Genomic DNA, 17614 nt, shown 5'->3' on the forward strand with positions numbered 1-17614 from the left:
TACGCCACCGACGCCTCGCGCGCCACCGAGCTGGCGGCCCGCCATACGCAGATCGACGACGAACTGCTGAGCGCGATGGAACGGCAGGAGGAATTGGGCGCGAGCCGCTGAGTCCGCCTGCCGTCCGACGCCGGACGACCGCGACCTCGGCTATACATGCGGCTCCCACCCAATCCAGACCACAGACAGCGCCCGGGGGAGTCCACCGCATGCCGTTCATTCCAGCGTTCCTCGGCCGATCGATGGCGGCGACCGTGCTGCTCGTCCTCGGCGCCTGCGCCCAACTGCCCCAGGACGTGGACCGCCCGGTGTCCAATGCCCTGGCCTCCCCGGCCGGCACGGCGCTGGCCACGCTGGTCCAGGAACGCCGCCGGGCCGACGCGGCGCGCTACGAATCGGGCTTCCTCCTGCTGGCGGGCCCGCAGGCGGCCTACGGCAGCCGGCTGGCGCTGATCGATGGCGCCCAGAAGACGCTGGACCTCCAGTACTACGCCATCCACGTCGATGCCAGCACGGGCCGCCTGGTGCGCGGCCTGCGCGCCGCGGCCGAGCGCGGCGTGCGGGTGCGCATCCTGCTCGACGACTTCCACAGCACCGGCCGCGACGCGCTGGTGCTGGGCCTGGCCTTCGTGCCGAACATCGAGCTGCGGCTGTTCAACCCGCTCGCGGGCGCGCGCGGCTCGACCTTCAGCCGGCTGCTGAACTCGGCCGGCGACGCCTCGCGCATCCAGCAGCGCATGCACAACAAGCTGTTCCTGGCCGACAACGTGCTGGGCGTGACCGGCGGGCGCAACCTCGGCGACGCCTACTTCGGCAACTCGCTCAACGGCAACTTCATCGACGTCGACGTGCTCGCGGCCGGCCCGATCGTGCAGGACCTCTCGCGCAGCTTCGACAGCTACTGGAACAACGAGCGCGCCTACCCGGCGCAGTCGCTGGTCTCGCGCGAGGAGTTGCAGGCGATCCGCGAGCGCGCGCGCCAGACCGACAAGGAGCTGGCCGAGGAATCGGCCCGCGCGCGCGACCCCGCCACCGCCAACTCCGGCGACCAGCCCAAGCCGCCCGACGGCGAGCCCCGCCCCGACGGCCCGCCCACCGCCGAGCAGCGCGCGCGCGCCTGGGACGAGAAGCCGCTCGACCTGCGCAGCGCGCGTTTCGTCTGGGCGCCGGCCGCGATGCTGGCCGACCAGCCCGGCAAGATCCCGGCCGACGTCCCCGGCGGCCCGGACGGCGCCCGCGCGCCCGGGCTGGTGGTGAGCCAGCCCGAGGACAAGGCCAGGGTCTCGCGCAGCGCGGCCGCGCTCACGGCCGACTCCGACCTCGCGGCCGGCAGCGAGACGGTGGTCGAAGGACTGCTGCAGCTCATCGGCCAGGCCCGCTCCGACCTGCTGATCATCTCGCCCTACTTCGTGCCCGGCGCCGACATGAAGCAGGCCTTCGCCGCCGCCCGCGCGCGCGGCGTGCGCATCCGGGTGCTGACCAATTCGCTGGCCTCGAACGACGCGCCGGTGGCCCACGTGGGCTATGCGCGCCACCGCGAGGAACTGCTCAAGATGGGCATCGGCCTGTACGAACTGCGCAGCGAGCAGGCCGGCCTGGGCAGCGCCTTCGGCGGTTCCACCGGCTCGACCGGCGGCAGCAGCGTGACCGGCGAGTCGCGCGCGATGCTGCATTCGAAGGTGCTGGTGATGGACGGCCGGCTGCTGGTGGTCGGTTCGATGAACCTCGACCTGCGCTCGCAGTTGCAGAACACCGAGATCGCGCTGCTGATCCGCAGCACCGAGCTGTCGCGCCTGGCCGCCGATCAGATCGAGCGCGGGTTGCGCGAGCGCGCGTGGCACGTCGAGCTGGTCGACGGTTCGCTGGTCTGGCATGCGCCCGAGGGCAGCGGCCTGCCCGACAGCCGGACCGAGCCCGATGCCAGCCTGAGCCTGCGCCTGCTGCTCAAGCTCTTCGGGCCGCTGGCGCCGGACCAGTTGCTCTAGTCAGCCCGGCGCCGCGGAAGCGGCCTCAATGCTTGTGCTGATGCGCGGCCCCGCCCGCGTCGGCACCGGCCGGCGCGCCCACGGGCAGCGTGACGTCGAGCGCGGTCTTCACGCCCTTCGCGTCCTCGAACTTCAGGGTCAGCGGCACGTTCGTGCCCTTGGCGACCGCGCCCTTCAGGTCCATCAGCATGACGTGGAAGCCGCCCGGCTTGAGCTCCACCGTCTGGCCGGCCGGCAGGTCGAGGCCGGCGCTCAGTTCGCGCATCTTCATGGTGTCGCCGTCCATCTTCATCTCGTGCACCTCGGCCACGCCGGCCGCGGGCGTGGAGATGCCCACGAGCTTGGTGCCCGTGGGCGAAGTCAGCTTCATGAAGGCGCCGGTGCCGCTCTGGCCCGGCACCGACTGGCGCACCCAGCCGTCGCGCACGTCGACGGTGGCGACACCTTGCGCCACCACGTCCAGCTTGGCGGCCGGGCGCTTGAGGCCCGCGGTGGAATTGCCCGAGGCCGGCACCTCGGCCCAGTCGGCGCTGCCCACGTCGCAGGTCTGCAGCACCTTGAACCACAGCGTGCCCGGCGTGGCCGGCGCCTTGCCGCGCACCACGAACTCGGCCTTCTCGGTGGCGGGCAGCGCGGCCTGCGCGTTCTCGGCGGTCCAGCGCACCTCGCCGCCGGCGCCCTTCTGCACATCGAGCTTCCAGCCCTTGCGCGCCTGCGCCTCGCTCAGCACGAAGCCCGCGGGCAGCTTCACCGCCAGGCCGGTGGTGGACTTGGCGCCTTCGCAGGCATGGCCGACGCGGAAGGCGGCGTCGTAGTCGCTGCCCACGGTGACGCCGCCGGGCGGCAAGGTGACGTGGGCCAGCACGGCGGCGGCGCTGCCGGTCAGCAGGACGGCGGCGACGCTGCGCAGGGTGAGGTGACGGTTCATGAGAGTTACTCCTTGAGGAAAGACGGTGGAAGACAGGGCAGGCGTCAGAGGTCGAACTTGAGTTCGCCCACGTAGGTCCGCTGCGGATAGGGATGGAAGGCCCAGTACTTGTTGTTGTTCAGGTTGTCGATGCCGAAGGATGCGCTCCACTGGCGGTCGATGCGATAGCGCACGCGCAGGTCGGCCACGAAGAACTTCGAGAAGCCCATGTAGGCGAAGCCGTTCGGATCGCTGTTGTCGAGCGTGCCGTACTGCTTGCCGCTGTAGCGCATGCCCAGGGTGTAGCTCCAGTTGGCGTCGGGCCGGTAGGTGGCCAGCAGGGTGGCGCGCACCTTGGGCACGCGCGGCTGCTGCTGGCCGACGCTGGCCGGAAAGCCGCGGTTGGCCGTGATCTTCGAGTTCGCGAGCGTGAGGCTGCCGCCGAGGTCGAGCCCGCGGAGGCCGACGTCGGTGGCGTTCAGCGCCACCTCGAGCCCGCGGGTGCGGATGGCATCGACGTTCTGCACCGTGCTCACGAGGTTGGTCAGCGCCTGGCTGTAGAGCGCGTCCTTCGTGCGCTCGAAGAACAGCGTGGTGCGCAGCACGCCGTCGAGCCCCCAGCCATCGAGGCCGCGTTCGGCGCTGAGCTCGGTGGTCCACGAGCGCTCGGGCCGCAGGTTGGGGTCGGTGTTGACGATGCGGTTGCCGTCGATCGAGCCCTGGTAGAGCTCGCTCACGGTCGGCATGCGCACCGCGCGGCCGGTCGAGGCCTTGAACAGCCAGTCGGACGTGGCCTGCCAGGCAATCGCGGCCTTGGGCGAGTCGTAGCTGTTCTTCCGCGGCGCGAAGTCGAGCAGCCGGGTCGCGTTGCCGAGTTGACCGCCCCAGGCCTCCCAGCGCTCGTGGCGCAGGCCCAGGGTGGTCTTCCAGTCGCGCGCGAAGCGCCAGGTGTCCTGCAGGTAGAGCGACTGCAGCCGGGTGTTGCCGTTGAAGGCCGAGAACGGCGTGACCGGCGGGCCGCCGATCCAGTCGAGGGTGTTGCCGACGCTGGTGCGCAGCTTGGCCGTGTCCTGCTGGAAGCCGAAGTCGACCACGTGCGCGCCCACGCCCTCGGCCGAGCCGGTGGGCCGCCAGGTGCCCGCGGCCTTGAAGGTGCGCCAGCCGCTGCCGCCCATGTCGGTGGTGCGGCCCGGCCCGCCGAGGAAAGCGCCGGGCAGCGGCGTGGTCGGCGTGCGCGAAGTGTCGCTCGCGTAGTCGAACAGGCTGGCCGCCACCTCCCAGTCGAACACGCCGCCGCTGTGGCTCTTGACCGAGAGGCCGTGCATGTAGTGGGTGAGCCGGGTCTCGGTCGGCACCAGCGCGCCGCTGGGCGCGTCGAGGTTGTAGCTGCGCCCGGCGATGTTGACCCGCCCGCCATAGACCGGCTGGCCCAGCGGATCGCGCAGCCAGGTGTCGACGCTGCCGTGCGTGGTGTTGTTCCAGGCGCCCAGCGTGTAGGTGGCGCGCACCGTGGGCGAGAAGTCGTAGGCCAGCTTGAGCTTGGCCTGTTCCTGCGTGGTGTCGTAGATCGTCGCGCCACCGACCAGCCACCAGGGCTGGTTCGAGGGGTTGAGCCCCAGCACCGCGCCGGCGACCGGGGTGCCGGCATTGCCGAGCGTGCCCGCGCTCAGCAGCCGGTTGCCGAACACCAGCGCCTGGCCCTTGCTCTGCGTGCGCGAGGCGCTGAGCCACCACGACCAGTCGCCGCTGCGGCTGCCCAGCGACAGGTCGAGCTGCTGGCCGGCCGGCGAGGAATGGCTGTTGTAGAGATCGAAGTTCGAGACGAAGCCGCTGAGCTTGACATGGGCCTCGAACTTCTCGGGCATGCGCGTCACGTAGTCGACCACCGCGCCCACCGAGTTGCCGGGGTAGGCGGCCGAGAACGGTCCGTACAGCACGTCGACGCGTTCGATCTCCTCGGGCGAGACCATGCCCCAGCGCGGCGCGTAGGTGGCGCCGTTGCCCAGCGGGTTCGACAGCATGATGCCGTCGGCATAGACCATCGAGCGCGCGCTGTTGCCGGTGCCCGAGGCGCGCGTGGCCAGCACCGCGTGGTTGAAGTCGCCGATGTAGCGCTTGCGCACGACCAGGCTCGGCAGGTACTTGAGCGCGTCCTCGCTGTCGGTGGCGTTCACCGTCTCGACGATCTGCGCGTGCGTCGTGCCTTCGATGGTGGTCGGGATCTGCGCCGGCAGCGAGGTCGGCCGGCCGCCGGTGACGGTGATGGCGCCGAGTGCGCGCTCGGCGCCGGCCGTATCAGCCGCCGCCGGCGCGGGTTGCGCCCAGGCGGGCGCGCCGAGCGAGGCGCCCAGCGGGAATGCCATGGCGATCGCCACGGCGCGGGAATGCTTGTTCACAGGGAGGCTGCTCCACGAAACGCTGGCCAGGAAGGACCGGAGACGCCCGTCGAACGGGCGCATCCAGCCATGGACTCGAGGGTTTCAGGAGCGCGAAGGCGGTCCGCGCGCGGGCAGCGGCGCCGCGGTGGCCGCGGCCAGGCGCGCGGCGGGAATCGGCTGGAGCACGCGCCCCAGCGGCAGGGGAAGGTCGAGGGTCGCGACCGGCGGCACCGGCGGCGGCGCGCCGGTCAGCACGCACAGCGGGCAGTCCATGTGCGAGACGCCCATTTCCTGCACGCCGTCCTCGGTGTGGACCACCGCCTTGACGGCACCGGCGCTCGAGCAGACCAGCTCGATCGCCTGCGGATGCACCAGCGGCGAGGCGATCGCCGCGCCCAGCGAGAGCGCGAACCACAGCAGCACCCAGCGGCCGGCGAGGCCGAGGAAGCGGGTGTGGCGGCGCATCAGGTGCATGGCGGGCGCGATTATCGGCGCGTTTTGGACGCGGCGGGCTTGGCCGGTGCCTTCGCGGCCGGCTTGGCCGCCGATTTGGCCGGTGCCTTGGCTGCCGGTTTGGCGCCCTTCGGCGCCGCCTTGCCGCCCTTGGCCGGCGCCGCCGCACGCGCGCCCGCCTTGCCACGAACCGGCGCGGCCTTGGCCGAGCGGCTGCCGCGCGCCGATCGCACGGGCGGTGCCGCCGCCGCTTCGGCCTCGGGCTCCTCGGCCGCGGCGGGCAGCGTGCCGCGCTCGCCCGGCAGCACCTCGGTCACCGTGAAGCCCTGCGCCGCCAGCAGGGTCGGCAGACCCTGCGCGCCGATCATGTGCAGCGCGCCCACGGCCGCGAACACCCGCTGGCCGCCGTCGTGCATGCGCGCGATGCCGGCCGCCAGGATCGGGTTGCGGTCGTCGAGCAGCCGCGTCATCAGCCGCTGTTCGGCCGGCGTGCGCATGCAGTCGCACCACTCGGGATAGCGCGCGAGCCGCGCGAGGTCGCTGCGCCCCCAGGCGTCGGCCAGCTCCTTGAGCTGGGCGCGCAACTGGCCCGATTCGAGTTCGTCGAGCGCCGAGTCGATCTGCGCCGCCTCCTCCTCCTCGGAGCCGCCGGTCAGCATCTCGAGCTGGGCGGCCGGGTTCTCGAGCGCGAACACCGGCTTGTTGGCGTTGCGCGCCCACACGGCCAGCATCTCGTCGATGCCGAAATCGGGATAGAGGCCGTCGGCCCGCCCGGCCAGGCCGGTCAGCGCCGTCACCTGCAGGATCGGCTGCAGCGCCGCGTTGGCGCCCGGCGTCACGCAGGCGATTTCGTTCTGCCGCGCGAGCCGGCGCGCGCGCTCGCCGCTGAGCAGCCGCGCGACCAGCGCCGGGTCGGCCGGCTGGGTCAGCGGCTTCATCGCGGCGGGATCGCGCACGTCGATCTCGAGCGCCAGCGCGTCGCTCTGTCCGAGCGCGCGCTGCACGGTCGGGCCGGGGCGCAGCCAGGGCGCGCGCCCGAGGTGGATGGTGCCGTACAGCCACGAGGTGCGGCCGTCCTTCTCGATGCGCCACAGCAGGCCGCGGTCGGCGCCGCTGCGCTGGTCGCTCGAACTGCGCGAGCGCTCGAGGCTGCCGATGGCCGAGGGCGGGCAGGCTGCCTGCGCCGCCACGCCGGCCAGCGCGCAGCAGGCACCGACCAGGGCCGGCAACGCGCCGCGCGCCCAGGAGAAGGAGAAACGAAAGGAAGAGAGGAAAGATGAGGAGACCAGGCGCATGCGCCGTGCCGACCGATCGGACGGCTTGTCGATTTCGCGCCTCGGTGCAACCAGTGCCCGGAGTATCCGCAAGGCTCGCTCCATGAAGAAAGAAAGTCCGGCATTACAACAGCACCGCTGCCCATAATCCGGAACATGCAGAGCATCTTCCATCTCGCCTTCCACGTGCGCGACCTCGACGTCGCGCGCCGCTTCTATGGCGAGGCCCTCGGCTGCGCCGAAGGCCGCAGCACCGACACCTGGGTCGATTTCGACTTTTTCGGCCACCAGATCTCGCTCCACCTGGGCGAACCCTTCGCCACCACGCGCACCGGCCGGGTCGGCGATGCGATGGTGCCGATGCCGCACTTCGGCATCGTGCTGGCCCTGCCCGACTGGCAGGCGCTGGCCGCGCGGCTCGAGGCCGCCGGCACCGACTTCGTGCTCAAGCCCCAGGTGCGCTTCGAAGGCCAGCCGGGCGAGCAGTGGACCATGTTCTTCTGCGACCCCTTCGGCAACCCGATCGAGGCCAAGGGCTTCCGCTCGCTCGACGCGCTTTACGACAAGTGACCCACGCTCCGGTCCGGCCGGTCGATGTTCCGCGGCTCGCGGCGCGGCTGGCCCTGGCCACATCGCTGGCGCTGCTGTTCGCCGGCGCGACCGCCGCGCGCGCGGCGCAGGACTGCGAGCTCAACGGCCAGCCGGTCAACCCCGCCAACGGCGGCGAGACCGCGCGCAAGACCGGCGTGCTGCGCTGCAAGGACCGCGGCAGCGGCCAGCTGCTGCGCGAGGAGCAGATCCAGAACGGTGTCTTCATGGGCCTGGTGCGCGTCTACGAGAACGGCCGGCTCGCGAAGGAGCACACGCTCAACGCCAAGGGCAACATGCACGGCCTGGCGCGCGAGTTCGCGCCCGGCGGCCAGGTGCTGCGCGAAGCCACCTACGACGACGGCCAGGAACGCGGCCTGGTGCGAAGCTTCCATGCCAGCGGCAAGCTGCGCCGCGCCAGCTTCTATCCCGAGCAGGGCGGCGACCGGGCCTCGGCCGAGTTCACCGAGCGCGGCCAGCTCTCGGCGCTGCGCTGCGGCAACGCGCCGATGCTGGCGCCCGCGGCCGACGACGCGCGGCTGTGCGGCTTCGGCGGCGCGCCCTCGCAGGTCGAGCTGTTCGACGCGCGCGGCATCCTGCGCTCGCGCCAGTCCTACCTGGCCGGCAAGCGCGTGCGCACGCAGGATTTCTACGACAACGGCAAGCCCTCGCAGCTCGACGAGATCAATGGCAACCAGCGCACCGAGCGCCAGTTCTCTTCCGAGGGCGTGAAGCGCCGCGAGACCGTCTCGCTGCTGGGGGCGTCGCGCTCGGCGATCCGCCTGCGCGACCAGGAGTTCTCCGAGCGCGGCACGCTGGTGCGCGACCAGCGCTGGAACAGCGCCGGCGAGCCGATCGGCGACGACAGCTACTACCTCAACGGCCAGCCGCACACCAGGTCGGTCTACAGCGGCACGGGCAATGCGCGCACGGTGCTGGTCACCGAGTTCCACGACAACGGCCAGCGCGCCGCGCTGGGCCGCTACCTCGTGGGCGCGCGCGGCGCGCGGCAGTTGCCGCAGGGCACGCACCAGCGCTTCGACGAGAAGGGCACGCTGGTCGCCGAATCGAGCTTCGACGCGCGCGGCCGCGTCACGCGCGAGCGCGGCTGGGACGAGAACGGCGAACTGGTGCGCGACGACGAGGTGTTCGAGGACGGCTCGCGCAAGGCCTACGCGCGCTGACGGCCTCCCTCGGGGGCGATCAGTCGAGCTTGATGCCTGCCTGCTTGATGATCGGGCCCCAGCGCTTCGACTCGGCGCGCGACAGCGCCGCGAACTGCGCCGGCGTGCCGGGCATGGCTTCCATGCCGAAGTCCTCGAAGCGCTTCTGCACCTGCGGATTGCCGAAGGCGCGGTTGAGGTCGCCGTTGAGCTTGTTCACCACCGGCGCTGGCAGGCCGGCCGGGCCGAGCACGCCCTGGAACGCGAACACCTCGGAGTTCGACACGCCCACCTCGGCCAGCGTCGGCACCTCGGGCAGCAGCTTGCTGCGCGCGCCCGAGCCGATGGCCAGCACGCGCACCTTGTTGCCCTTCATGATCGACAGGCCCGAGGCCAGGTCGAGGAACATGCACGGCACCTGGCCGCCCATCACGTCGGCCATGGCCGGCGCGGCGCCGCGGTAGGGGATGTGGGTGATGAAGGTGCCGGTGCGCACCTTGAACATCTCCATCGCCAGGTGATGCGGCGAGCCGTTGCCCGGCGAGGCGTAGTTGACCTTGCCGGGGTTGGCCTTCACGTAGGCCAGGAACTCCTTGAAGTTCTTGGCCGGGAAGTCCGGATGCACCACCAGCGCCAGCGGGAACTTGCCGATCGCGCCGATGTAGCTGAAGTCCTTCTCGGGGTTGAAGGGCAGCTTGCCGAACAGGTGTTCGTTGAAGGCCAGCACGGCGTTGTCGGCCGACAGCACGGTGTAGCCGTCGGGCTTGCTCTTGGCGACCATGTCGGCGCCGATGTTGGTCGAGGCGCCGGGACGGTTGTCGATCACGATCTGCTGGCCCAGCGTCTGGCGCATGGCCTCGGCCAGCGCGCGCGCGATCACGTCGGTGCCGCCGCCCGCGGGATAGGGCACCACCCAGCGGATCAGTTGCGAGGGATAGTCCTGCGCGCGGGCGAAGGGCGCGGCGGCCACGGCGGCGCCCGAGGCGAGCGTGGCAAGAAGGGTACGGCGGTCCATGAGGGTCATCTCCAGGTTGTCATTCGGTTGCGGACAGCGATGGTACGGGCAGCGCGTGCAGCGCGTCGGCCAGCGCGGCGCGGCAGCGCGCCTCGTCGCCGACCTGCTCGAACAGCAGCAGCGCGAGCCGCGCGAGGAACAGCGATTCGCGCTCGGCGCCGGCCTCGCTGATGGCGTTCGCGCAGTCGGCGTAGAGGCGGTCGCGGGCCTCGGGGGCCAGGGTGGGAAGTGCGGTGGTCATGCGGCGAGGGTCTCCAGTTGCACGGCGGCGGCCGCGCGTTCGAGCGCGCGCGGCAGCACGCCCGCGCCCAGGCGGCGCCAGCGCGCGGCCACGTGGCCGTCGGGGCGCAGCAGGTAGACGGCGCCCTCGCGCGCGCCGAGGGCCTCGAACACCCGCGCGTCGGCATGGGCATCGGCGGGGCCGTCGGCCGCGACGGTGCACAGCGCGAACGGCAGGGCACCGGCGCGCGCCGCGGCGATGTCGCCGGCTGGCAGTTCGAAATCCGCGCCCGCGGGCCGCAGCACGAGCAACGTGAAGCACGCGCCGATCCGGTCGGTGAGATGGCCCTGCGCGAGCTGCTGCTCGGGCATCGCCTCGCCGGGCAGCGGGCCCGCGGGCAGCGCGTCGCCATCTTCGCTCGACAGCGGCGAATCCTCGTAGCGCACCGCCTGCGTCTGGCGCGGATTGATCAGTTGCGCGATGCCGCGGTGCGCGCCCGACAGCGACAGCGCGGCCTCGCGCAGCAGGTCGAAGCCGCGCGAGGGCGGCGACATGAACTCGGTGCTGCGCATCGCGTTCTCGGCATTGACGTGGAAGGCGGCGATGCGCTCGGCCGAGTAGCTGTCGAGCAGCGCGGCCTCCGACAGGCCGCGCGCCACGAAGGCCAGCTTCCAGGCCAGGTTGTCGGCATCGTCGAAGCCCGAGTTGAGGCCGCGCACGCCGAAGATCGGCATCGCATGCGCCGCGTTGCCCGCGAACAGCACGCGGCCGTGGCGGTAGCTCGAGAGCGTCATCGCGCCGGCGCGGTAGACCGAGGTCCAGACCGTCTTCCACGGCAGGCGGCCCTCGCCGATGGCGTCGAGATGGCGCTGCACGAACTCGGCCACGGCCTGCGGCTGCAGCGCCTCCTCCGTGCTCTGGCCGGCGCGCAGCTGGTAGTCGATGCGCCAGATGTCGTCGGGCTGCCGGTGCATCAGCACGGTCGAGCCCGGGTTCCACGGCGGGTCGAACCAGGCGCGGCGCTCGGTCGGGTGGCCGCTCTTGAGTTCGATGTCGATGATCACGTAGCGGCCTTCGTAGCCCGTGCCCTCGAGCGCCAGGCCCAGCGCCTTGCGCACGAAGCTCTGGCCGCCGTCGCAGGCCGCGAGCCACCGGCCGCGCAGCCTGTACTCGCCCTGCGCGTTGCGCGCCTCGAGCAGCACGCCCGCGTCGTCCTGCGAAAGGCCGGTGAGCTCGGTGCCCCAGCGGATGTCGATCAGCCCCGGCGCCGCGGCGTTGCGGCGCTCGATCTCCTCGAGCAGGTAGTGCTCGGCGTAGTACTGCTCGAGGTTGATCATCGGCGGCAGCTTCTGCCGCGCGTCGTGCGGCATCTCGAAGCGGAACACCTCCTCGGTCTTGTAGAAGCTGCGCCCGCCGGTCCACGGCAGGCCCTTGGCCAGGAAGGCCGGCAGCACGCCCAGGCGCGCCATGATCTCCAGGCTGCGGCGCGAGATGCAGGCCGCGCGGCTGCCCACGCAGACCGTGTCGTCGGCCTCGAGGATCACGCTGCGCACGCCGTGGTTGGCGAGCCCCAGGGCGAGCGCCATGCCGACCGGGCCGCCGCCCGCGATCACCACCGGATGGCTGCCGCCCGCCACGGCCTCGAGGCCGTCGGCCGCGAGCGCCGGCAGGCGCACCGGGTAGCGCGTGTAGTCGAAGGCGCCGACCGAGGGCGGCAGGCCGGCCGCTGCCGGCGGCAGCGGTCCGCCGGCGGCATCGCCGGGGCGCGCGGCCGGCGAGGGATTCGAGGGAGCAACGGGGCGGTTCATGCCCGGGATTGTCCCGACGCGCCCGCCGCCGCATTGTCATAACTTCGTACGAAGTGTTTACCCGAATCCCCTGCCCTCTCCCCGCCCCATGAAACGCTGGCGCCTTCCCGCCGCGCCCGAGGCCACGCTGTCGGCCAGCGTGGTCGGCGACGTGCTCGCCGGCGTCGGCACGCCGCACCTCGCGGCCAGCTACCTCGCCGCGATGCAGCGCGTGATGCCCGTCACCTTCTGCACCGTGTTCGCGGTCGGCGCCAGCGGCCGCATCGAGACCGTGTCGGCGGCCAGCAGCTACGGCAGCACGGCCGAGCGCACGGCCGAGCGCTACGTGGCGCAGCGCTTCGACCTGCTCGATCCCAACATGGCCTGGCTGGCCGCGCGCAAGCTGCCGCGGCGCGCGCAGCTGTGGCTGGGCCACCAGCTCGGCGACGAGGTGGCCGATCCGGCCTACCGCGCCGCCTGCTATGGCGACGTCGGCATCCGCGAGCGCGCCTCGGTGCTGTTGCTGCTGCCCACGGGCCAGCGCGTGGCCGTGAGCTTCTACCGCAGCCTGGCGCAGCCCGAGTTCGGCGCCGCCGACTTCGCCGTCATCGAGCGCCACGCCACCCTGCTGGCCGATGCCACCACCGCCCACGGCCGCAGCGCCGTGGCCGCGCGCGAGGCCACGGCACCGGCGCTGGCCTCGCGGCTGCTCACGCTGAGCCTGCGCGAGCGCGAGGTCATCGGCCACCTGATGGCCGGGCGCACCGCGAAGGAGGCGGCGCGCGAGATCGGGGTCGAGCTCACGACCGTGCGCACCCACCAGTACCGGGCGTTCCGGCGGCTGGGGATACGGTCGCAGAAGGAATTGCTGCGCGGCTGGCCCGCGGCGCAGTGAGCGGGCGCGCTCAGTCCTCGGAAGCCTGCGGCTCGGCCGCGTCGTCGGGCACGGCCACCGGCGCGGGCTTCGCGGCCTCGTCCGCCGCCGCCTTCGCGCGCCCGCCCGGCGCCACGATCTCCTGGTCGATCGCGCCGAACATCGAGCGGCCGTCGAGCCCCTTCATCTCGATGCGGATGGTGTCGCCGTAGCGCATGAACTCGGTCGAGGGCGCGCCGTCCTGGATGGTCTCGATGCAGCGCTTCTCGGCGATGCACGAATAGCCGCGCGGCCATTCCATGCGGCCGTTCTTCTCCACGCCCTGGTTGCTCACAGTGCCGCTGCCGACGATGCTGCCGGCGCGCACGTTGCGCGTCTTGGCGACATGCGCGATGAGCTGGCCGAAATGGAAGGTCATCTCGGGGCCGGCCTCGCACAGGCCGACCTTGCGGCCGTTCCAGCTGCTCTGCAGCGCGAGGTGCACGCGGCCGCCGATCCAGGCCTCGCCGAGCTCGTCGAGGGTCACGGCCACGGGGCTGAAGGCGGTGGCGGGCTTGCTCTGGAAGAATCCGAAGCCCTTGGCGAGCTCGGCCGGGATCAGGTTGCGCAGGCTGACGTCGTTGGCCAGCATCACGAGGCGGATGCCGTCGAGCGCCTGCTCGGGCGTGGCGCCCATCTTCACGTCGCCGGTGACGACCGCGATCTCGGCCTCGAAGTCGATGCCCATGGCCTCGCTGGGCACGACCACGTCGTCGGTCGGGCCGATGAAGTCGTCGCTGCCGCCCTGGTACATCAGCGGGTCCTGGTAGAAGCTCTCGGGCACCTCGGCATTGCGCGCCTTGCGCACCAGCTCGACGTGATTGAGGTAGGCCGAGCCGTCGGCCCACTGGTAGGCGCGCGGCAGCGGCGCCATGCACTGGGCGGGATCGAAGGGAAAGGCGTGGCGCGCGCGGCCGGCGTTGAGCGCGGCGTACAGGTCCTGCAACTGCGGCGCCATGAAACCCCAGTCGTCGAGCACCTGCTGCAGGCGGTGGGCGATGCCGGTGGCGTAGTGGGCGAGCGTGAGGTCGCGCGACACGACGACGAGCTGGCCGTCGCGCGAGCCGTCCTTGAGGGTGGCGAGTTTCATGGTGCGGTGCTGGGAAAAAGGCGACGGGGCGCCGCGCCGGGCCGCGCGCCGCTCCCCTAAACTGGTTGGACGGGCGGCAGTGTACCGAGGTGGCCCCGATGAACCTCGGTGGCGGCGCCCACTCCACCTTCCATGCCGACGACCGTCGCTCCCCCACCCTCCTCCCCGGCGCCCTGGCGGCCCTCGTGGCGGGCGCTGGCGCTGCTGACGCTGCTGGTGGCGCTCGCGCACATGGCGCTGCTGGGCCTCGCGCCGGCCGGGCTCGGGGCCGAGCCCGCGTCGCCGATCACCAAGTTCAGCACGCGCACCATCGTGATCGCGCCGCCGGTGGCCGAAACGCCCGCGGCGGCGCCGCCGCCCGCCGCGACGGCCCCGCCCGCGCCGACCCGGCCGCTGCGGCCGCGCGCGGTGCACGCGCCGCGTCCGAAGCCCGATCCGGTCCCTGCGGCGGCCGCGCCCTCGCCCGATCCCGCGCCCGAGGCCAGTGCGCCCAAGGATCCCGAAACACCCGACCTGGTGGCGCAGGCTGCTCCCGATTCAGGAGCAGCACCCGCGCCCGAGCCGCCCGCCAGCGCGGCCGCCACCCCACCCGCCACACCGGGCAGCGCGCCCGCTACCGGCGCCGGCGAAGCGCCCGCCACGATGGCCGGCACCCAGTCGCTGCGCATCCCGGGCTCGGTCACGCTCGATTTCGAGGCCACGGGCCAGATCGGCGCCTCGCCGCAGCGCGGCGTGTTCGGCGAGCTGGTGTGGCTGCAGGACGGCACCCGCTACGACGGCCGGCTGACGCTCAAGGCCGTCTTCTTCACCTTGCTGAACTGGCGCAGCACCGGAGTGATCGGCCCCTCGGGGCTGGAGCCCGAGCGCTATTCCGAGAGCCGCAAGGCCGAAGTGGCCTCGCATTTCGCGCGCGACCGCGGCAAGGTGGTGTTCAGCAACAACGCGCCGCCCGTGCCGCTCCAGCCCGGCGCGCAGGACCGCATGAGCGTCATGATGCAGCTCGGCGGCCTGCTGGCGGCCAGCCCCGAGCGCTACCCGGCCGGCACGCGGATCGCGATCCAGACCGTGGGCGCGCGCGATGCCGACGTCTGGGTGTTCGTGGTCGGCGACGAAGAGAAACTGAACCTGCCGGCCGGCGAGTACCTGGCGCGCAAGCTCACGCGCGATCCACGCAAGCCTTTCGACCGGAAAGTCGAGCTCTGGCTGGCCCCGGCCTATGGCTACCTGCCGGTGCGGATTCGCCAGACCGAGCCGAACGGCGACTTCGCCGACGCCCAATTGCGCAAACCCCTACCCGCCACGCCCCCCGGTTGATGCGAAAAACCAGGCATCCAAACGTTTTAATGGCAACACGACAACCCATCTTGAAACTGGCGCGTTGATTGCTATGTAACCCTCATGAACGCCCTCGACATCCTCACAGGCCCCGCCATGAACATGCTTTACGACTCGGATTCCTTCGTCGTCGTGCACGTGCAGCCGAACGAAGGCGAGGTTCCTGCCGAACCCAACGTGCCGGTGCTCGAGCGCCACGGCTTCGAGATCGTCGACAAGCGTTCCGGCAAGGAGCTCTACCTCGACGGTTCCTGGGCCGAGCTGTTCCGCCAGCAGATCGCGGCCTGGCAGCTCAACACGCCGACCCAGGAAGAGGTCGAGGACACGCTCGAGGGCTATGCCGAACTGGCACAGACGCCGCTGCTGGTGCACTGAGCCGAGCCCCGTGCCAATAACGAAACGCCCCGCGGGGCGCTTTTTCTTTGGGGCGCGACGAACGGCCGCCGCCGGGCCGCCCCAAGGCGGCCGCGCCTCCCCCTCGGGGGGTGGAGTTACAGGAGCGAAGCGAGTGAAAAGCCGGGGGGCTAACGATAGATCCACCGGAACATCGGCCCCACAAGCAGCAAAACGGCCACCAGCCGGCAGACCTGGAACGCCGTCACCACCGGCACCCCGAGCTGCAGCACCTTGGCCGTGATCGACATCTCGGCGATGCCGCCCGGCGAGCTGCCGAGGATCATGGTGGCAGGATGCAGCCCGGTGGCCCAGGCCAGCAGCCAGGCCACGCCGGCGCACACCACGAGCATGGCCAGCGTGCCCACCGTGACCGAGCCCAGCCAGCGCGGCGCGGTGTGCAGGAACTCGCGGCTGAAGCGCACGCCCAGGCTGACGGCGATCACCAGCTGCGCGGCATTCGACATCCATCCCGGCACCGCCGACAGCGACAGCCCGGCGACGGTGAAAGCCATCGCGACCAGCAGCGCGCCCATGAACCACGGGTTGGTGCGGCCCAGCGCGCGCATCGCCAAGCCGCCCGCGCCCGTGGCCACCGCCAGCAGCGCGAGGCCGCCGGGGTTCACCTCGCGCGCGCTCGGCGGGTTGATCTCCAGGCCGTGCAGCCCGCTCCACTGCATCGCGAACGGGATCGTCACCGTCACGATCAGCACGCGCAGGCTGTGGGCCGCGGCGACGAGGTCGGTGCGCGCGCCCTGGGCCTCGGCCAGCAGCGTCATCTCCGAGGCACCGCCGATCGCGCCCGCGAAGTAAGTCGTGGCTCTCATGGAGCGCTCCGGCACCTGGGGCATGCGCGACGCATGCAGGCCGTAGAGCCAGCGCCCGAAGCCCCAGCCCAGCAACAGCGCCCAGGCGATCGCGAGCACGATCGCCCACCAGACGCTGGCCACCAGCGCGACCACGTGCGGCGTGAAGTACAGGCCCAGCGCGGTGCCGATGGTCCACTGCCCGGCATTGCGCAGCGGCACGTGGCTGGCCGTGGGCGCGCCCGCGATCGAGGCCAGCGACACCGCGAGCAGCGGGCCGATCATCCAGGGCAGCGGGGTATGGAGCGCGAGGCAGATCTGGGCCGCCACGAAGGCGAGCAGCAGCGTGGCCAGCACGCGGACCGGGAAGGTAAGGGACACGCGGAACGGACGGACAGGCGGTAGGGGCAAAGGACGGCAGCGCGCGCGGCGCCGTTGCGTAGTATGGCGCGATGTCTTTCGCGCACCGGCCCGTCTCCGCCCTCCTGCTTGCTCTTCTGGGCAGCACCCTCATCGCCGGCTGCGCGGGCTGGCCCGGCGGTGCCGAGGCGCCCGACGCCCCCATCGCCCGCCGCGTCGAGGCCCTGCTGCCCACCGACGCCCTGCTGCTCGGCGAGCAGCACGATGCCCCCGAGCACCATGCGATCGAGCGCGAGACGGTCGAGGCGCTGGCCGCGCGCGGCCGGCTCGCGGCGCTGGCGCTCGAGATGGCCGAGGAAGGCAACGGCACCGCGCACCTGCCGGCCGCGGCCACCGAGGCCCAGGTGCGCACCGCGCTGAGCTGGAACGACAAGGCCTGGCCCTGGGCCGACTACGGTCCGGCCGTGATGGCCGCGGTGCGCGCCGGCGTGCCGGTGCTCGGCGCCAACCTGCCGCGCGCGCGCATGAAGGACGCGATGGCCGACGTCTCGCTCGACGTGCAGCTCAACGGCGAGGCCTACACCGCACAGCAGGACGCCGTGCGCGAGGGCCACTGCAAGCTGCTGCCCGAATCGCAGATCGTGCCCATGACCCGGATCCAGGTCGGCCGCGACCGCGCCATGGCCCAGGCCATCGTCAAGGCGCGCCAGCCGGGCCGCACCGTGCTGCTGATCGCGGGCGCGGGCCATGTCGACCGCCAGCTCGGCGTGGCGCAGCACCTGCCCGACGAGGTCTCGTTCAAGACCGTGCGCCTGCTCGCCGCGCCCGCCGATGCCGCGGCGACGTCGGTCGGCTACGACCGCACCTGGCGCACGGCGCCGCTGCCCGAGAAGGACTACTGCGCGGAGCTCCGCAAGTCGATGGGCCCGGCGAAGAAGTCCTGAGCG

The 17614-nt window shown here is 72.1% G+C and carries 17 protein-coding genes (1 of these 17 cut by a window edge); 8 read left to right on the top strand and 9 right to left on the bottom strand.

The genetic code is table 11. From position 1 onward, the window contains the following. Nucleotides 1-111 carry the final stretch of an ATP-binding cassette domain-containing protein gene (locus AC1HIL_RS01025; protein WP_057597884.1) on the top strand. 1788 nt of this gene lie to the left of the window's left edge, so the window shows 111 of its 1899 coding nt (coding positions 1789-1899); its start codon lies beyond the left edge, outside the window; its stop codon occupies nt 109-111. A 98-nt stretch (nt 112-209) separates the two neighbouring features. Further along, entirely contained in the window at nt 210-1985 is a 1776-nt protein-coding gene (locus AC1HIL_RS01030; protein ID WP_261210145.1) for a phospholipase D family protein, read from the top strand. 25 nt (nt 1986-2010) lie between these two features. On the opposite strand, the gene AC1HIL_RS01035 is transcribed toward AC1HIL_RS01030, so the two are convergent. The 4 genes from AC1HIL_RS01035 to AC1HIL_RS01050 form a co-directional block, all read right to left on the bottom strand. After that, nucleotides 2011-2913, bottom strand: coding sequence for a copper chaperone PCu(A)C domain-containing protein (locus tag AC1HIL_RS01035; protein WP_479670944.1), 903 nt, complete (start codon nt 2911-2913; stop codon nt 2011-2013). A 44-nt stretch (nt 2914-2957) separates the two neighbouring features. Then, nucleotides 2958-5255: a TonB-dependent receptor gene (locus tag AC1HIL_RS01040; protein WP_479672459.1), complete on the bottom strand. Its 2298-nt coding sequence runs from the start codon at nt 5253-5255 to the stop codon at nt 2958-2960. Nucleotides 5256-5372: 117 nt separating this feature from the next. Beyond that, nucleotides 5373-5744 carry a DUF2946 family protein gene (locus AC1HIL_RS01045; RefSeq protein WP_057597421.1) on the bottom strand — a complete coding sequence of 124 codons (372 nt, stop codon included), beginning with the start codon at nt 5742-5744 and terminating at the stop codon, nt 5373-5375. A gap of 11 nt (nt 5745-5755) precedes the next feature. Next, entirely contained in the window at nt 5756-6952 is a 1197-nt protein-coding gene (locus tag AC1HIL_RS01050) for a TraB/GumN family protein (protein WP_479672742.1), read from the bottom strand. A gap of 201 nt (nt 6953-7153) precedes the next feature. Here AC1HIL_RS01050 and AC1HIL_RS01055 point away from each other — a divergent pair, with 201 nt between their 5' ends. Next, on the top strand, nt 7154-7567 hold the full coding sequence (locus AC1HIL_RS01055; RefSeq protein WP_057597423.1) for a VOC family protein: 414 nt from the start codon (nt 7154-7156) through the stop codon (nt 7565-7567). Continuing rightward, nucleotides 7564-8769 (top strand): toxin-antitoxin system YwqK family antitoxin, encoded by a 1206-nt coding sequence (locus AC1HIL_RS01060; protein ID WP_479670946.1) that lies wholly within the window; start codon nt 7564-7566, stop codon nt 8767-8769. Before AC1HIL_RS01055 ends, AC1HIL_RS01060 begins: the two co-directional genes overlap by 4 nt. A gap of 19 nt (nt 8770-8788) precedes the next feature. Here the strand turns inward: AC1HIL_RS01060 and AC1HIL_RS01065 are convergent, their stop codons facing one another. The 3 genes from AC1HIL_RS01065 to AC1HIL_RS01075 are packed head-to-tail and all read right to left on the bottom strand — an operon-like array spanning nt 8789 to nt 11791. Next, nucleotides 8789-9763, bottom strand: a complete 975-nt coding sequence (locus tag AC1HIL_RS01065; protein ID WP_057597429.1) for a Bug family tripartite tricarboxylate transporter substrate binding protein — start codon at nt 9761-9763, stop codon at nt 8789-8791. 19 nt (nt 9764-9782) lie between these two features. Next, the gene (locus tag AC1HIL_RS01070; RefSeq protein WP_057597424.1) at nt 9783-10004 is read right to left on the bottom strand and encodes a hypothetical protein; all 222 of its coding nucleotides are present in this window, start codon (nt 10002-10004) and stop codon (nt 9783-9785) included. After that, a complete protein-coding gene (locus AC1HIL_RS01075; protein ID WP_479670947.1) occupies nt 10001-11791 on the bottom strand; it encodes an FAD-dependent monooxygenase in 1791 nt (596 codons plus the stop codon). The genes AC1HIL_RS01070 and AC1HIL_RS01075 overlap by 4 nt, the downstream gene beginning before the upstream one ends. A gap of 88 nt (nt 11792-11879) precedes the next feature. Between AC1HIL_RS01075 and AC1HIL_RS01080 the strand changes: the two genes are divergently transcribed. Then, nucleotides 11880-12665, top strand: coding sequence for a response regulator transcription factor (locus AC1HIL_RS01080; protein ID WP_093356030.1), 786 nt, complete (start codon nt 11880-11882; stop codon nt 12663-12665). A gap of 10 nt (nt 12666-12675) precedes the next feature. Here AC1HIL_RS01080 and AC1HIL_RS01085 read toward each other — a convergent pair whose 3' ends face one another. Continuing rightward, nucleotides 12676-13773: a fumarylacetoacetate hydrolase family protein gene (locus AC1HIL_RS01085; protein WP_296740766.1), complete on the bottom strand. Its 1098-nt coding sequence runs from the start codon at nt 13771-13773 to the stop codon at nt 12676-12678. A 132-nt stretch (nt 13774-13905) separates the two neighbouring features. Here AC1HIL_RS01085 and AC1HIL_RS01090 point away from each other — a divergent pair, with 132 nt between their 5' ends. Continuing rightward, nucleotides 13906-15087 (top strand): DUF3108 domain-containing protein, encoded by a 1182-nt coding sequence (locus AC1HIL_RS01090; protein ID WP_479670948.1) that lies wholly within the window; start codon nt 13906-13908, stop codon nt 15085-15087. Nucleotides 15088-15204: 117 nt separating this feature from the next. Continuing rightward, a complete protein-coding gene (locus tag AC1HIL_RS01095; protein ID WP_057597632.1) occupies nt 15205-15483 on the top strand; it encodes a BTH_I0359 family protein in 279 nt (92 codons plus the stop codon). 149 nt (nt 15484-15632) lie between these two features. Here AC1HIL_RS01095 and AC1HIL_RS01100 read toward each other — a convergent pair whose 3' ends face one another. Then, the gene (locus AC1HIL_RS01100) at nt 15633-16688 is read right to left on the bottom strand and encodes an AbrB family transcriptional regulator (RefSeq protein ID WP_479670949.1); all 1056 of its coding nucleotides are present in this window, start codon (nt 16686-16688) and stop codon (nt 15633-15635) included. Nucleotides 16689-16759: 71 nt separating this feature from the next. Between AC1HIL_RS01100 and AC1HIL_RS01105 the strand changes: the two genes are divergently transcribed. Continuing rightward, the gene (locus AC1HIL_RS01105; RefSeq protein WP_413762205.1) at nt 16760-17611 is read left to right on the top strand and encodes a ChaN family lipoprotein; all 852 of its coding nucleotides are present in this window, start codon (nt 16760-16762) and stop codon (nt 17609-17611) included. Nucleotides 17612-17614: the final 3 nt, after the last annotated feature.

This window comes from Variovorax sp. ISS6 (assembly GCF_056523145.1).

Coding starts and splice junctions, on each gene's coding strand:
- AC1HIL_RS01045 (WP_057597421.1), bottom strand. CDS start 5,744: ATGCACCTGATGCGCCGCCACACCCGCTTCCTCGGCCTCGCCGGCCGC.
- AC1HIL_RS01090 (WP_479670948.1), top strand. CDS start 13,906: ATGCCGACGACCGTCGCTCCCCCACCCTCCTCCCCGGCGCCCTGGCGG.
- AC1HIL_RS01065 (WP_057597429.1), bottom strand. CDS start 9,763: ATGGACCGCCGTACCCTTCTTGCCACGCTCGCCTCGGGCGCCGCCGTG.
- AC1HIL_RS01070 (WP_057597424.1), bottom strand. CDS start 10,004: ATGACCACCGCACTTCCCACCCTGGCCCCCGAGGCCCGCGACCGCCTC.
- AC1HIL_RS01105 (WP_413762205.1), top strand. CDS start 16,760: ATGTCTTTCGCGCACCGGCCCGTCTCCGCCCTCCTGCTTGCTCTTCTG.
- AC1HIL_RS01080 (WP_093356030.1), top strand. CDS start 11,880: ATGAAACGCTGGCGCCTTCCCGCCGCGCCCGAGGCCACGCTGTCGGCC.
- AC1HIL_RS01095 (WP_057597632.1), top strand. CDS start 15,205: ATGAACATGCTTTACGACTCGGATTCCTTCGTCGTCGTGCACGTGCAG.
- AC1HIL_RS01040 (WP_479672459.1), bottom strand. CDS start 5,255: ATGGCATTCCCGCTGGGCGCCTCGCTCGGCGCGCCCGCCTGGGCGCAA.
- AC1HIL_RS01085 (WP_296740766.1), bottom strand. CDS start 13,773: ATGAAACTCGCCACCCTCAAGGACGGCTCGCGCGACGGCCAGCTCGTC.
- AC1HIL_RS01035 (WP_479670944.1), bottom strand. CDS start 2,913: ATGAACCGTCACCTCACCCTGCGCAGCGTCGCCGCCGTCCTGCTGACC.
- AC1HIL_RS01075 (WP_479670947.1), bottom strand. CDS start 11,791: ATGAACCGCCCCGTTGCTCCCTCGAATCCCTCGCCGGCCGCGCGCCCC.
- AC1HIL_RS01055 (WP_057597423.1), top strand. CDS start 7,154: ATGCAGAGCATCTTCCATCTCGCCTTCCACGTGCGCGACCTCGACGTC.
- AC1HIL_RS01030 (WP_261210145.1), top strand. CDS start 210: ATGCCGTTCATTCCAGCGTTCCTCGGCCGATCGATGGCGGCGACCGTG.